The sequence below is a fragment of the Echinicola rosea genome, assembly GCF_005281475.1.
GTDB classification, from domain to species: domain Bacteria; phylum Bacteroidota; class Bacteroidia; order Cytophagales; family Cyclobacteriaceae; genus Echinicola; species Echinicola rosea.
This window is the reverse complement of sequence record NZ_CP040106.1, coordinates 3,855,143-3,870,789: the sequence shown is the minus strand read 5'-3', so window position 1 is coordinate 3,870,789 and position 15,647 is coordinate 3,855,143. Positions and strand designations below refer to the sequence as shown.

At 44.1% G+C, this 15,647-nt stretch carries 9 protein-coding genes; 3 read left to right on the top strand and 6 right to left on the bottom strand.

The window, feature by feature from the left end:
- Nucleotides 1–10: 10 nt before the first annotated feature.
- The 3 genes from FDP09_RS15310 (at nt 11) to FDP09_RS15300 (ending at nt 3,970) form a co-directional block, all read left to right on the top strand.
- Nucleotides 11–1,387: an amidohydrolase family protein gene (locus FDP09_RS15310; RefSeq protein WP_137403506.1), complete on the top strand. Its 1,377-nt coding sequence runs from the start codon at nt 11–13 to the stop codon at nt 1,385–1,387.
- 36 nt (nt 1,388–1,423) lie between these two features.
- Nucleotides 1,424–2,725 (top strand): amidohydrolase family protein, encoded by a 1,302-nt coding sequence (locus FDP09_RS15305; protein WP_137403505.1) that lies wholly within the window; start codon nt 1,424–1,426, stop codon nt 2,723–2,725.
- A gap of 69 nt (nt 2,726–2,794) precedes the next feature.
- Nucleotides 2,795–3,970: a C40 family peptidase gene (locus FDP09_RS15300; protein ID WP_187328872.1), complete on the top strand. Its 1,176-nt coding sequence runs from the start codon at nt 2,795–2,797 to the stop codon at nt 3,968–3,970.
- Between the two features lie 453 nt (nt 3,971–4,423).
- On the opposite strand, the gene FDP09_RS15295 is transcribed toward FDP09_RS15300, so the two are convergent.
- From FDP09_RS15295 to FDP09_RS15270, 6 genes are all read right to left on the bottom strand, one after another.
- The gene (locus FDP09_RS15295; protein WP_137403503.1) at nt 4,424–5,590 is read right to left on the bottom strand and encodes a THUMP domain-containing class I SAM-dependent RNA methyltransferase; all 1,167 of its coding nucleotides are present in this window, start codon (nt 5,588–5,590) and stop codon (nt 4,424–4,426) included.
- 459 nt (nt 5,591–6,049) lie between these two features.
- Nucleotides 6,050–7,282, bottom strand: a complete 1,233-nt coding sequence (locus tag FDP09_RS15290; RefSeq protein ID WP_137403502.1) for a glycoside hydrolase family protein — start codon at nt 7,280–7,282, stop codon at nt 6,050–6,052.
- 95 nt (nt 7,283–7,377) lie between these two features.
- The gene (locus tag FDP09_RS15285) at nt 7,378–8,157 is read right to left on the bottom strand and encodes a 3-keto-disaccharide hydrolase (protein WP_137403501.1); all 780 of its coding nucleotides are present in this window, start codon (nt 8,155–8,157) and stop codon (nt 7,378–7,380) included.
- A 43-nt stretch (nt 8,158–8,200) separates the two neighbouring features.
- Complete coding sequence (locus tag FDP09_RS15280; RefSeq protein WP_137403500.1) at nt 8,201–9,769, bottom strand: DUF4127 family protein; 1,569 nt, start codon at nt 9,767–9,769, stop codon at nt 8,201–8,203.
- A 96-nt stretch (nt 9,770–9,865) separates the two neighbouring features.
- Entirely contained in the window at nt 9,866–11,080 is a 1,215-nt protein-coding gene (locus FDP09_RS15275) for an efflux RND transporter periplasmic adaptor subunit (RefSeq protein ID WP_229683446.1), read from the bottom strand.
- On the bottom strand, nt 11,073–15,425 hold the full coding sequence (locus FDP09_RS15270) for a CusA/CzcA family heavy metal efflux RND transporter (RefSeq protein WP_137403499.1): 4,353 nt from the start codon (nt 15,423–15,425) through the stop codon (nt 11,073–11,075). Before FDP09_RS15270 ends, FDP09_RS15275 begins: the two co-directional genes overlap by 8 nt.
- Nucleotides 15,426–15,647: the final 222 nt, after the last annotated feature.

The following is a 15,647-nucleotide window of genomic DNA, read 5'->3' as shown; positions in this document are numbered from 1 at the left end:
GATGAAGAAAATGAGGAAATTAACATATATCATTTGTTCGCTATTAATCATAGCCACCCAGCAATTGGATGCTCAAACGCCCAAAGGCAGCGTTTTGATCCAAAATGCCACCGTACTGACAGTGACCCAAGGCACCTTGGAGGATGCGGATGTATTGGTGCAAGACGGTATCATCAAGAAAGTGGGCAAAGACCTTTCTGCCCCCAAAAATGTAAAGACTATAAATGCTTCAGGCAAATTCCTGATGCCAGGCATTATAGATGCCCACTCGCACTTGGCCTTGGACGTGGTCAATGAGGCCACAGCACCTATTACGGCAGAAGTGGCCATAGCCGATGTTATCAACCCATTTGACGTAGGAATCTATCGGGCATTGGCCGGAGGTACTACCATCGCCCACGGCTTACATGGATCTGCCAATGCCATTGGAGGACAGAGCATTACCATGAAGTACCGATACGGCAGCCGAAATCCTGATGATATCATTATGAAAGAAGCGCCCAGAACGATCAAATTCGCCTTGGGAGAGAATCCGACAAGGGTTCATGGTCTCGGAAAAAATATTCAACCACGCACGCGCATGGGGGTAGAAGCAGTCATCAGAAACGGCTTCAATGAAGCCCTCCAATACAAGAAAAAATGGGAAACGTATAACCAGTCAAAAGGGCAAAAGAACAGCAAGGTAACTCCTCCTGAATACAACCTTCGTTTGCAGACATTGGCGGACATTCTGGATGGAGAAATCATCATCCACTGTCACTCCTATCGGGCAGATGAAATTTACATGCTCATCAATGTCTGTAGGGATTTTGGGGTCGATAAACTGGTATTTACCCATGTGAATGAAGGATTCAAAGTAGCTCCTGAGCTTGCCAAATATACCATGGGAGCTTCTGTTTTCAGTGATTGGTGGGCGTATAAGTTTGAAGTGTATTATTCCACCGCTTACAATGCAGCAATCCTCACTGAAAATGATGTAATCACTTCAATTAATTCTGATTCAGATGAATTGATCCGTCACTTGTACCATGAAGCTGCCAAGACCCAGCGCTATGGTGGATTATCGGATGAGCAGGCTTTGGCGCTGATCACCATCAATCCTGCCAAACAACTTGGCATCGATGAATACGTGGGGTCTATCGAAGAAGGAAAGCAAGCTGATTTGGTGATTTTTGACCAACATCCGCTATCCGTCTATGCTATCCCACAGATGACATTTGTGGATGGAATAAAATATTTTGATATCAATGAAGATAAAGATGACCAAAGGTTAAAAATAAGCCCTACCCAAATGGTAGAGCCAGTTTATCTTCAAGTAGAGGAAGAGAGTTGTATGCATGGTGTAGAGCTCTTTACTGAAGGAACCACTTTTCATCACTCACATTAATGTAATTCATTGATTATTAAAAAAATTAAATGAAATATGAAGAAATTTAATTTAACGATATACTTGCTATCACTTCTACTTTTGCCCGTTTTGGGTTATGGGCAAATAGAAGGAGAAGTGCTAAAACCAAGAAATGGCAAGTTTCTCCTCCAAGGCGGGACAGTGGTCACCGTTACCAATGGCATACTGGAAAACACCAGTGTCTTACTGGAACACGGAAAGATCGAGGCCATTGGTGCAGGATTGGAAGCTGGAGATGCCACCGTCATTGACTGTAATGGCCAATATATATATCCGGGCATGATCGACAGTGGAACACGTTTGGGGCTGGTGGAAGTGGGTTCGTTGGCTGAAACACAAGACTACGCTGAAATAGGCAACGTGACTCCCAATATGCAAGCATTGACAGCCATCAACCCCAATTCTGTGGCCATTCCCGTGACCAGGGTAAGTGGTGTCACTACGGCTCTATCGGTTCCGTCGGGAGGTTTATTCCCAGGTACTGCCGCACTGATCAACTTAAACGGTTATACTCCAGACCAGATGTACACGGGGTTTAAAGGTATTCCAATGAATTTCCCTACTTCTGCCAGAAGGGGCCGATGGGACCGAAGGTCAGATGAAGAAATCGAGAAAGATGCCAAAGAGTCCCTGAAAAACATCAATGATATTTGGGAAAGGGCTTCCACGTATATGAAATTGGAAGATGCCGAAGCATCCTTGACCTATTATCCAGAAATGGAACAATTGGCCAAAGCCGTAAGAGGGGATTTGCCTTTATTGATAGAGGTCAACAAAGCAGAGGACATCCTTAAAGCCCTCGAATGGATCAAAGAAAAAGAAGTGAAAAAAGCCGTCCTGACAGGTGTATCTGAAGGTTTTAGAGTGGCAGAAAAAATAGCAGCAGCAGGTATTCCTGTCATTACCGGTCCTGTTTTGGCACTACCTTCAAGATCTTCAGATCGCTATGATGCGGCCTATAGCAACCCCGGTAAAATGCAACAAGCCGGCGTAAAAGTAGCCATCAGGACATCCGATACCGAGAATGTCAGGAATCTTCCCTTCAATGCTGGCTTTGCAGCTGCTTACGGTATGGGTAAGGAAGAAGCACTAAGGGCCATTACCATCGTACCGGCCGAGATATTTGGTGTGGATGATCATCTTGGAAGCATTGAAGAAGGAAAAAGTGCAACGGTCTTCGTTTCGGATGGAGATCCTTTCGAAACCAAGACGCAGATCAAACATGTATTTATCGATGGATATAAAATACCAATGACCAGCAGGCACATTCGCCTCTATCAGGAATTCTTGGAGCGAAGCCCAGGATTGGAAGAATAATTAAAATCCCCGATGAACTTTTCGGGGATTTGCTTTATTTAGTAATAAGAACATCAACGCTTACCTATGATGAAAAATACTACGCTAACCTGGGGAATCACACTCCTACTGGCCTTGGTCCTACTCGGGAGTTGTCAGCCCGAAAGTAAAGAAACCTCTTCCGTAGCACCGCTAATAGATCAAGTAAAGGAAAGCTATGCACCTGACAAACGCGTGGCAATTTTTGACATCGCGTTCGAAAACGATTCGCTAAAGGGCCAAACAAATTTGCCACAGGCCTTGGAAGAATTGACGAAAAAGCTAGACAGTGCGGGCGTCTCCTTTACCAATCAAGTGGATTTACTTCCTGATAAGGCACTGGCAGGCAAAACCCACGGTGTGGTGACCATTTCAGTTGCCAATATCCGAAGTGCTCCCAAACACTCCGCAGAGCTTGCCACCCAAGCGACAATGGGCACACCGGTCAATGTCCTCAAGAAAGATGGGAGTTGGTACCTTGTCCAAACGCCAGACAACTATATTTCATGGGTGGACGCAGCCGGGATAGAACTAATGGATCAGTCTGCATATGACCAATGGGAAGGCAGTCCCAAATTGGTATTTACCGGACTTTTGGGGTATGTTTATGAAAGTGAAGATGAATCCATGATGGTCACCGATCTCACTGCTGGAAACCTACTGAAACTGGTGGCAGAAAATAAAAGCCACTATCAAGTCGCTTTGCCGGATGGCCGTCAAGGTTTTTTGCAAAAGGACATGGCCATGCCATTTGAGGAATGGATTACTACCCGTTCATTAAGTGACCATAACCTGATCAGTACAGCCAAAAACATGATGGGCGTTCCCTATCTCTGGGGTGGTACATCGATCAAGGGGGTTGATTGCAGTGGATTTACCAAAACCATTTACTTTCTAAACGGTCAAGTGATCCCGAGGGATGCTTCACAACAGGTGCATGAAGGAGAATTAGTGGATACGGAGAAAAACTGGGACAAATTGGAAGTTGGTGACTTGCTGTTTTTTGGGAGAAAGGCGACAGAGGATCGTCCTGAAAGGATCGTACATGTAGGCATGTGGATCGGAAATAATTCGTTTATCCATTCCAGGGGAAGGGTCCGCATCAGCAGTTTTGATCCCAACAGCCCCAATTACGATGAATACGAGCTGGGGAGGTACTTGAGAACAAAGAGAATCCGTCAAATCCCTAGTGAGCATGTTATAGAAGTAGCTAAGGTAATGAACTGATAAAAAGACAATAATGATTTCGTTGCCAGCGTTATAATAATAGTCGGTAAAAAAATCGTTGCTTATCTTGTCCAATTAAAATATTGGATAGATTTTGCCCTCTTTCATAACTGGAAGAGGGCTTTTTCATGTTTATGACTAATGGCCGTTCGGGGATCAAGCTTTATTTCCGGGGGCTTCACTGGAAGGAGGCATGACAAATGCCATGCTCAACAGTTCGCATTTCAAATACGGAACTAGAGAAGTAATGCAAAATTAGAAAAGTAATGCTGAACTAGAGATGTAATTGGGATAAATACAGATTTATAATTCCACAGTTGTTCCGACAGCTGGGCACACTTTCTAAAAACTTCTTTCCCAACTTAGTCAATAAATTCAGCGCAGGTCTTAATCATCTGGCGATCGGTGTTCTATCAAAACTAACCACTATCCCCCATTTTTCTACTTGATCCATTACTTGTCCTTCTTACCGCCACTGTACAATTCAAATTTTAGGAGACGACAATCTATTGTCCCATTAAAAAACTCGATTTTTCTACTGGGGCGAAGACCAATCCTCTTTCCCAACTTAAGGTTTCCGGTAAAGATATAGCCCAAATAGCCAGGGCAACGCTGTTTCATGAAATCACCTATACGCTTGTACGTATTGATCAGCTCTTCTTCCTCTCCGAGCCTTTCGCCGTATTCCGGGTTGAAGAAAACTACTCCTTTTTCAAGTTCTGGAACAGTAGTCTCTGCAAAATCCACCACTTCGAATGAAATGTGATCGATTACATTAGCTACTTTGGCATTTTCCTCGGCAGCGTAGATCGCCCTTTCGGATATGTCAGAAGCCACGAATTGCCCAGAGATGTTATCGTTGATCTTGGACCTGAGCTGTTCATTCAGCAGATCATAAACCTCTTTTTTGTAACCTTTGATGTGCATAAAGGAATAATGATCCCTAAATAGCCCCGGATAGCGATTGGTGGCCATCAAAGCAGCTTCGATGACCAAAGTCCCAGCACCACACATAGGGTTAATGAAAGGGCCTTCCCTGTCCCAATCACTGGCCATAATGGTAGCAGCGGCAAGGTTTTCGACCATCGGTGCCATCCAAGGAAGCTTACGGTAGCCCCTCTTGGAAAGGGTATCTCCAGAGGTATTGATAAACATGGAGGCTTGTGTTTCTCTCCAGTATAACTGAAAGACTGCGCCATCAAAATCAGCTCCAGTGTCTGGTCTTTTACCAGTGTTTTCGCGAAAACGATCGACGATGGCATCTTTAACTTTTACATTGACGATAAGCGGATTGTTCACACTTTCATTTTCCACATGGCTCACTACTGAAAAATACGTGTCATTATCAATATACTCTTCCCAAGGAATATTTTTGACGCGACGGTAAATATCGCGGGCATGGTGCAGGTAAAAAGTTTTTATTTCGAAAAGTACATGACTGGCCACTCTCAAATGCATATTAAGGTAAATGCATTCATTCATGCTCGCACTAAGCTCTATACTGGTACGTTCTACCTTTAGCGGCTTAAAGCCATGTGCGATCAACTCTTCTTCCAGATAAGGGGCAAACCGATCCTTGCAGGTCACGACTACCCGCCCTTTTTCGTCAAAATTATTCATGGGACAAAAGTAAGTTTTTTGCAGGAGTTTTTAGTCAATATTTTTGGATATCACTGCATAGTACACCTTATCTACCTTTTGCTAGGGCTACCGTCATTTTTTATGGCTCTATATGGATTATAGAGGGTAAAGATATTATTCCGGTTAAATTAATGTTGATTCATGTTCCTTTTCAGTGGGCAATTTTCTATTCTGCCTTGAGGTATTTGACGTTAAGAAATCAAAGAAGTGGGCTGGAAAAAGCGCAGGCTTGTTTGACGTGAATCAGTACAAAAAATTGGTATGCTGCACAAATAGAGGAGTTTGCCTGCGTGAGTGCTGGCTTTGATTTTAGTCATATAGCTCACCGCAGCGGGTTTTTTTGGTTACGTTTTTCACCTGAAGGAAAAAAGTAACAAGGCAACAAGATGAAAGGCAAGCTAGAATTTGACATGCAAAGTAATAGTTACCCATAGTAAATCATATAGAACCTTTTTTATAATAACTTTTCAACGGAATTTGCACATTAAAAGAGCTTCCATCCTTTTTTTCATTAAGTGGATTTAGCGAACAAGCAGCATAAAGTACTTTGGGCAAGCCATCTTCACCAATAAGAAACTGCGGCCTTTCCAGCCTGTTTACTTTTACCGTCTGGCCGGTTTTCAACTCGAGAGATAAGGGCATAAACATTGCATTTTCTGGCTTTTCCCAATGAATTCCGTCTGAGGATTTCATCAGTGCTAATCCTGGCTCATCGCCTGTGATCTTACCTGTAAAATCTTTAAAAACAGTATAATACAAATCGCTTTCTTCATGGTACCAAACATAGGGATCCTCTGCTGATGCCAATTTGCCATCCTCATCTCTCACATCAAAAACAAATTCATCCCGAGGCTTGAATGGGCCTGACGGTGAATCACTGATCGCCACTCCGTGTATTCCCCGCCAAGAGGGAACATATTGGTTCCCTTTGAAGTAGAGTAAATACTTGCCGTCTGATTTTCTCCTTACGACCGAAGGATTTACCACGATTAAGTTATCCGGTTTGGTTTTGGTTCCTTCGGGCGATGGGTGAAGGACGTCTCCATCCTTTACACGTGTCCTTGGACTTAACAAGGGAGCATTGGATCGATTGATATTTCCTTGAAGTAGATCTTCCATGCTATTGAAAGTGACCAAACCAATTTGCTGGCTTTGCTGGATGAGATTTCGCCTGCTCAGGTTGGCACCTGGGCTTCCCTCAGGCTGTTTTCCAGGATAGGTACTGCCAGTATGATAAAGGTAATAGGTGCCATTGAACCGCTGAATGTGGGGGTTGTGAACGGATTGGCCGTCCCAAGCTGATGACCTCCCCTCCTTTCCTTGCCCTTGAAGCACGACTTTGACAAATGTAAACCCGTGATCAGCATGATCTGAGACAGCATAGGCTATTTCTGACCCCGTCAACCAGCCGTCACCAAAATTGTCCTTATCCGGTCCAGAGGGCCAACGACTATAAAACATATGGTATCGGCCATCTTCTCCTCTAATAACACTTCCTCCCCAAACAAAATAGCCCTCATTACCTAATATAGCCGAACCCTCCAAAATGGGGCTCGAACCATTTTCTACCAATACAGCATCAACAGACTGAGGCTCAATGATAAGCTGGGCTTTTGATAAGAAGATTGCAGCTGAAAATGTGACTACACTAAGTAGATATTTCTTGAACATAGGAAGTGGTTTTGTATCTATTCGATAAAACTATAAAAAAATAGCACATAAGACCTAATCAATATACCTAGGTTAAATTCATAATAGATATAGTTTTAAAAATCAGTATCGGACGCCTGTATCTCAAGTGACTGGATCCAAATATTGCGATAGAGTACATCGTGTCCCTCAGCTTGTAATTTCAGTCCACCAGGTCGATCGGTAATACCTTTTCCTCCCTCATTGCCACCATCAAGTCCGGAGTTTGGCCCTCCCCAGACTTGTTGGATGTATTCGTTGGTATGCACTTTCACTCCATTGAAATACATCGTCATCAGGGCTTTTTCCAGAAGGTTTCCCTCCTGATCGAATCTAGCGGCTCGAAAAACAATATCATAGGCATTCCATTTCCCCAATCCAGCATAAACTTCATAAGGGGCGGCCTTCTCATTGATAATAGCAGCCATTCCATGGGTGGTGGAATCCCCATCAAGTACTTGGATTTCATACCGGTTTTGAAGGTAAACGCCGCTGTTTCCTCCTTTATGTTCAATCAAAAATTCTATATGCAATCTAAAATCCTCGAACTTTTCCTTGGTCACAATATCCGCCGCTCCATATTTTCCATTGGCCGCTGCGGGGTCGTTGGTGTTTAGCGTGGTCCCGGTATCTACGGGATCATCGACGATTTTCCATTTGATAGGCGGAACTGCTGATAACCTTGGTCCCTCCCAATATTCCCATTTATCTTCAAGCATTTCCCTACTTCCATCAAAGAGCCATTGGGCGGTATTAGGCTTTTCGGTTCCTACGCCAACATTTTGACCAAAAGTCAACGAATAGTAACCTTGAAGCGACAAGCAAATAATAAGAGAGAAAAAAACACGGTAGTTCATGGAAAATGGTTTATAGGTTTAATGATAATTAAGGTATTAATAATTATTGATGATCCACCTTCTTCACAGGTAATTTAATCAATTCAAAATCAATTAATGCCTCAAAAGCCCTGTTCCAAGGCAATTCAAATTTCAAATGTTTCACTTCAAACCGATCCTGAAAATTATAATGAACAATATCCTCCAAAGATGAATTTATAGTATCAAATGCCATATTTTCAGCCACTTCAAGCCGATCGCTGGACAAAACAGTGGCATTCGTATATTCCATACCAAAAGCCTCCTTCAATGCCTCTCTCACGGTGTTATTATAAACATAATCATTTACCATTCGATGGATCGTAAACCAATGTTGGGACGAGGGATTACCAATAGCCTCTTTTTCCTGCTCAGTGGTGGATCTGTAAGCGTGATAGAGAAAACCCTGAGGCAATGCTGTACCCAAGGTATTTCCAGCAGTATTCCAGGAGGCATAACCGTACAGTTTGGGTAATATGCCGCTTTTTATCATGGCTTCTGAAAATGTAGCTGCACCTCCTTGTACATCTCCTATCGGATCTATATCCGAAAGGATTACCTTTTCGCCTTTTTCCACAGCTTGGACAATGGCCTCTATAAATCGTTTTGTTTCTTCTTCACTGTACCGTGAGGTGTAAATGTACCAGTGAAGTTCGGGGTTTTCCCCTTGTTCCACCACCACTCCTCCTGCGCTAGTCACCATTTTATGAACCGTTTCATCAAGCGGATCATCTTCAAAAGGCATCATTTCATATCGCATGGTTTCGGAAGAATAGTAAACGCTAACCCTTGGCTTAAGGTGGTTTTGTTGATTGACTAAACGGCTAAGGAGCAACATGGCTACTTCATCGGTACCGGTCTGGATGGCCACCTTATCCTTTAATTTGGATCGCTGGGCTAGTCGAAGAACCTGTTCCTTTTCTGCAACATGGAGCCCAGTAGGTTTGGCATCATCCTGCGAAAGTACAAGGTAATCGATCAGGCCTTCGTTTGCCCATTCGATCAATTGACGATTCACTTGGTGATTTCGGTTTCTTGCATCCAAATAATCGGATATTACAGCTTTTGGCAATTGACGCTCCAATGCTAATTTTTCTGTTGGATCTACCGTGGATGCCCATTTAGCCAGCTTTACCCGATACGCTTCATTCGTACCGTCTGCTGTGGGCGCCAAGCGCATGATGACACTTTGGACCAATACCGGCAGGTGGGGATGCTTCTCTTTTATAGATTTAATCAACTCTAATCTACGCAATGCTGTATCCACCTTTACCCCATATTTCCTACTGGCCACCAACCCTCCATATGCCAACATATCTGCTGCAAGTATAAGCCCATCCAGATCTTCAATGGGCTGTCGCTTGATCCAACGAGCCAATGCATCCGTATTTCCTGCCTCATGCAAGTTGCCCAATAGTTCCTTGGGAGGTGTGATAATTTCCACACCGACAATATCTCCGAGTTTTACAGGAAACTGTAAACAGGGTGGTCGATCATCCAGTGGAATGAGCAGTAATTTTTCTTTTATTGGACTGGCAAAAACATTCGTACTTATGGAAAGTAGCCATATAAGAACTGTTAAAATTGATTTCATATGGGCAGATTAATCAAATAGCTTTACCAATTATAAGGAAAAGCCACAAATAAAAAAATTGCGGCTTTTCCCTTTTGGTTGAATCAAGCGAGGGACTTAGTGGTGATGTCCTCCTTCACTTTTCTTGGATTCTGCCACCAGGTAATACGCGTTGTTCATGACATATTTTTTCCCAGCATCTTCCGAGCGCATGAATTTAATGGAAACCCATCCCGCATCCTGGCCATCTACGATAATTTCAGTTTTTTCGAATATCCATTCTTCTCCCTGCTGCATTACGGAAAAGAGGAAATTGCGATCGTCTTCGTTAACAATCGCTGCTTCGGGTACTGCGGGCTGCTTGGTTTTATCAGTAATGACTTGTCCCTTGACGTACATCCCAGGAATCAGGAGCCCTTTTTTATTCTCTATTTCCGCATGAATATGAACGGCCTTTGGTTTTGATTCAAAAGATTTTCCCACTGAATATACCTCAGCAATCAACTCCTCACCAGGCAGGGTCTCTACGGTAAATCGCACCTTTTGCCCTTCTTTTACCTTGCTCACATCTTTCTCAAACACCATTAAATCAGCATGAATATGATGGATATTGACCACTTCAAACATCTCATATTCGGGCCCAACATACTGTCCCGTCTTAATATGAACTTCCTTGATATAGCCTGATATGGGGCTTTTAATAGGGATTCGTTCGGTAATGACCCCATCGCGGATGGCTGCTGGATCTAAGCCCAACAATCTCAGTTGGCTTTCCTGTCCACTAATCGACGCACGTAGGGTCGCTAATTCCGCGGCGATTTTTTCCTTGTCCCGTCCAGAGCCGACTTCTTCCTCATAAAGAGTATTTTGGCGCTTAAACTCCTTCTGGAGATAGTTAAGTTTATGCCAGCTTTGGCTATAGTCCGACTGAATTTGGATCATTTCGGGATGGGAAAGGTAGGCCAAGGCTTGCCCCTTTTGTACTTTATCCCCTTCAATGACCTTAATATCCATGACATTGGCACCGATATAAGCCGTGACAGCAGCTTCGTTTTGAGGGGGTACTTCCAGTATGCCATTTACTTCCACCAAGTGTGCCATTGCCCGCGAGCTTACCGTATCTATGTTAAGCTGAAGGGCTTTTACTTGTTGGTTGGGCAGGTGGACTCCTTCCTCGTGTTTCTCCTCTTTATCGCTATGGACAGTTACGTTCTGCTGATCATTACATCCGGCAATGGAGAGCAAAGCGATCATCGCAACGCTGCCGATTATCTTGTGGAATATGGGCACTGTGGGAGTGCATATGGTTTGTAATCTATGGGTATTATTCATATTGATTGCTGATTGAACGATTAAAATATTCCAGTTCTATTTTACTAATGAGGTAGGATTTAAGTGTTTCCTGTGCATTTTGCTCAATGGTTAATGCATCATTGATATTCTGTAGGAATGTCACATAGTCTATGGCACCCTCTTGGTAGGCCAATAACGCACCACGCTCCTGCTCTTTAGCCAATGGAAGGGCCTCTGATTCATAATATTCTAAGGCATTTTTCCATTTTAGGTATTGCTGCTTTGCCGTTTGGTGGGCCACGTCAAATTCCATTTTTGTTTGGTCCAGGACACTGCTTGCTTGTCTTGCAGCCAACCTTGCTTCACGGACATCTGCCTGGTTTTGATGGAAGGCCAAAGGGATACTAATGCCCAACTGAAATGTGGAAAAGCCTGATACACCTTGGACTTCTTGGATGCCGTATTGTGCATAAACCTTCGGTAAATAGCCAGCTTTGGCCGTTTTAATTCCTTGATTTGCCAGTTCTTGCTGTTGATTTGCCATTAATATCTGCGGATGGGCATCTATGGCACTGGTGTCCTGACCAAGAGTCAAAAACTTCTCCCGATCATTTACCTGAACGGTAAATAGCGTATCACTGACCAACCATAGGTTAAGTTTGTTAAGGTTAATCTGGTAATCTCGAAAGCCTTGTTCCTTCTGAATGGTCATCTGCTTTGATTTGTTCTGGGCACTAAGCCACTCCAATTTACTCGTAGCCTCTGTCTCATACCGGATGCGGGCCGCACGTTCAAAATGGGCATACAAGGAATCCATCTTTTCCAAAAGCTTATACCGTTGCTTGGCGCTATATGCTTGTGCATAAGCCAGGCTTACTTCTTTGGCCAGTTCAGCTGCTGACAGGTCCAGGGAAGCTTTAGCAAGTCCAATTCTCTCCTGCTGATATTTGGTTTTGGAGGGAATCCCAAAAACATCCATCTGCTGCTGTTGGATGCCAATGGTGGTGTAAACGCCAAGCTTGTCTTTCAGCTCTTCTCCACCGGTATAGACCTGGGTATTTCCGATGTCCCAGGCTTTCTTTTTGAGCACTGTCTGCTTATCGATCTCCAATTGGGCATTTTGGATCATGGGATACCGCTCATTGGCACGGGCAATCGCCTCATCTAAGGTGATGGGCTGACTCACTTGTGCATTTTGCGCCATAACATTGGTGGCACCCAATAGCCCCAACGTAAGCAGTGCTAGCATCATACCCGTTTTAGTTGTCTTCATATTGGTTTTGGTATTTTCCATCCATTGATAAAGTATGGGTAAAAGGAATAGGGTAAGCAATGTAGAAGTGATCAGCCCCCCAATGACCACAGTAGCCAATGGCCGCTGTACTTCTGCGCCTGAGGAAGCAGAAATTGACATGGGTAAAAAGCCCAAAATATCTGTAAGCGCGGTCAGAAGAATCGGTCTGATTCGCCTTTTGGTACCGGTTTTAATCCGTTCCGTGAGCGACAGGTTGCTTTCAGTTTTAAGCTCATTGAGGCCATTAATGAGTACTAGACCATTCAGAACCGCTACGCCAAAAAGGACAATAAAGCCTACTCCTGCAGAAATGCTGAAAGGCATTCCCCTTAACCAAAGCGAAAAAACACCTCCTATGGTCGCCAGAGGTATGGCCATGTAGATCATGAGCGTTTGTTTTACAGATTTCAGCGCAAAGAAAATCAACATAAATATACTTGCCAGAGCCACAGGAACCACTAATTGAAGACGCTTTGAGGCCCTTTCCAAATTCTCAAAAGCTCCCCCATAGCGAATGTAATATCCCGGTGGAAGATCAAGGGAATTGGTTAACTTATCCTTGATTTCTGCTACCAATGATTCGATGTCCCGGCCACGAACATTGATACCGACATACGTTCTTCGGTTGGTATTGTCACGACTGATCTGCATGGGGCCGGATTTATAGTTGATCTCGGCTACTTCCTTAAGGGGAATCTGATGGTCATCAGAGATATTGACGTACAGATTTCGGATATCGTTAATGCTTTTTCGATTCGCAGAGTCCAACCTTATGACCAAATCGAACCGTCTTTCTCCTTCAAAAATAACCCCTGCACGCTTGCCGGCGAACGCCGTCTGGACCACGGTGTTTAACGTGGAAATGTCCAAATCATATTGGGCGAGTTTTTCACGGTTATAGTGGACGGTCATTTGCGGCAGTCCTGTGGTCGCTTCTACCCTTAGATCAGCCACCCCGTCTATTCCACTGATCAACTGCCCCATTTCATTCGCCTTATCAGCCAATACGTCTAAGTCTTCTCCAAACAATTTTACAGCAATGTCTTCCCTTACGCCTGTCAGCAGCTCGTTGAACCGCATCTCGATAGGCTGTGTAAACTCGTAATTGACACCGGGAAGCACACTGATTTTGGCTTTTATTTTTTCAATGAGTGCTTCTTTGGATGTGGCCGAGACCCATTGGTCTTTGGGTTTTAAGATCACTATACAATCGCCAAGATCCATGGGCATGGGATCGGTGGGCACATCAGATACGCCAAAACGAGTCATCACCTGTTCTACCTCTGGAAAATTGTTGAGAATGATCTGCTCTACCTGGGTGGAAGTGGCCACTGACTCGGATAGTGAGCTTCCAGGAGAAAGAATGATGTGAAAAGCAATATCCCCTTCATCCAATTGCGGGATAAATTCTCCTCCCATATCCTTGAAAATAAATAGCGCAGCGCCAAAAAACGCTATGGCCATACCTGCTATCCATTTGCCACGTTTCAGTGCGCGTTCAAGCAGCGGAACATACCTGTTCTCCAACCAAATGATCGCCCGGTCACCCCAACTATTACGGGTGTCTTTGCGCACACGAATGAAAAGAGCAGACATCATGGGCACATAAGTGAGGCAGAGCAGCATGGCGCCAAGCATGGCAAAAATAAACGTCAATGCCATCGGCTGAAACATCTTACCTTCTACTCCTTCAAGCGCTAAAATGGGCAAAAAGACTATTAAAATGATCAACTGACCGAAAAAAGCAGAGTTCATCATTTTCTTTGATGCATCCGCCGCTTGTTGATCCCGGTCTTTTTGTTGGATGGCTTTGGTCTTCTGAGCTTTTTGGTGTAAATAAAATACCGTACTTTCCACGATAATGACTGCTCCGTCCACAATAATCCCAAAATCTATAGCCCCTAAACTCATGAGGTTTGCCCAGACATCGAAGGCATTCATAAGAATAAATGTAAACAACAAGCTCAATGGAATCGTCGAGGCCACGATCAAACCTCCCCGCCAATTGCCAAGCAGCAGTACCAATACGAAAATAACGATCAGCCCGCCTTCCAATAAATTCGATGTGACGGTAGAGGTGGTTTCTTGGACCAGATCACTCCTGTCCAGAAATGGCTTTATGCTGACTCCATCCGGAAGACTAAGCTGGATCTGCTCGATCCGCTCTTTCACCGATTCGATGACCTTATCGGAGTTTGCTCCTTTCAGCATCAGGATCATTCCTCCGACCGCTTCACCGGTGCCGTTTTTGGTAAATGCTCCGTATCGGACGGCATGTCCGTACCTTACATCTGCCACATCATTTACTGTGATTGGGATGCCATTCTGGTTGGCAATGGTGATATTTCGGATGTCATCCAAACTCCTGGCCAGGCCTTCTCCACGGATAAAATTGGCTTGATGGTTCCGTTCGATATAAGCACCACCAGTGTTTTGGTTATTCTGCTCCAATGCGGTATAGATATCACTTATGCTGAGACCAATAGCCCTCAGATCTTCCGGGTTTACGGCTACTTCATATTGCTTTATTTTACCACCAAAGGCATTCACTTCTACCACACCGGGTACCATGGCCATCTGGCGTTTGATGATCCAATCCTGTATAGTACGGAGCTGGGTGATGGTATATTGGTCACGATAGGCACTGTCCACTTCCAAGGTGTATTGATAAATTTCCCCCAGACCAGTGCTTATAGGCCCCATGCTAGGTTTCCCAAAGCCTTCTGGAATTTCGTCGCGGACTTCAATTAGTTTTTCGGATACCAGCTGCCTGGGCAGATAGGTTCCCTTATCATCATCAAAGACGATCGTCACCACAGACAGTCCAAACCGCGAAACGGACCTGACCTCCTTCACCCCCGGTAGGTTGGCCATTGCCAATTCCACAGGGTAAGTGACAAATTGCTCGATATCTTCTGTTCCTAAATTCGGCGCTTGGGTGATGACTTGTACCTGATTATTGGTTATGTCAGGCACCGCATCGATGGGTACTTGCAGCATACTCCAGGTACCAAGTCCTACCAAGGCCAAGGTAAACAGTCCGATAATGAGCTTATTTTTGATAGAAAATGTAATAAGCTGATTGATCATTTTACTGATATTTTATAGTTGAAAAAGGCAAATATGAAGTCAAATTGCTCCATGGTCCTTTTGCAGATCTTAATTGGGTAAAGGGGATTTTGCACGCTGCTGGCGCGCACACTAGCTGATGTCAATACGGTAAAAGGCTATTACAATCAACTTTTGGTAGCTATGGAGATAGCATCACCAAAACAAAAATAGCCTATTAAACAGTCCATACGGAACCGCTCC

What these genes read in the sequence shown, in the direction of transcription:
- FDP09_RS15310 (WP_137403506.1), top strand. Translation starts at nt 11, where the DNA reads ATGAGGAAATTAACATATATCATTTGTTCGCTATTAATCATAGCCACC.
- FDP09_RS15305 (WP_137403505.1), top strand. Translation starts at nt 1,424, where the DNA reads ATGAAGAAATTTAATTTAACGATATACTTGCTATCACTTCTACTTTTG.
- FDP09_RS15300 (WP_187328872.1), top strand. Translation starts at nt 2,795, where the DNA reads ATGAAAAATACTACGCTAACCTGGGGAATCACACTCCTACTGGCCTTG.
- FDP09_RS15295 (WP_137403503.1), bottom strand. Translation starts at nt 5,590, where the DNA reads ATGAATAATTTTGACGAAAAAGGGCGGGTAGTCGTGACCTGCAAGGAT.
- FDP09_RS15290 (WP_137403502.1), bottom strand. Translation starts at nt 7,282, where the DNA reads ATGTTCAAGAAATATCTACTTAGTGTAGTCACATTTTCAGCTGCAATC.
- FDP09_RS15285 (WP_137403501.1), bottom strand. Translation starts at nt 8,157, where the DNA reads ATGAACTACCGTGTTTTTTTCTCTCTTATTATTTGCTTGTCGCTTCAA.
- FDP09_RS15280 (WP_137403500.1), bottom strand. Translation starts at nt 9,769, where the DNA reads ATGAAATCAATTTTAACAGTTCTTATATGGCTACTTTCCATAAGTACG.
- FDP09_RS15275 (WP_229683446.1), bottom strand. Translation starts at nt 11,080, where the DNA reads ATGAATAATACCCATAGATTACAAACCATATGCACTCCCACAGTGCCC.
- FDP09_RS15270 (WP_137403499.1), bottom strand. Translation starts at nt 15,425, where the DNA reads ATGATCAATCAGCTTATTACATTTTCTATCAAAAATAAGCTCATTATC.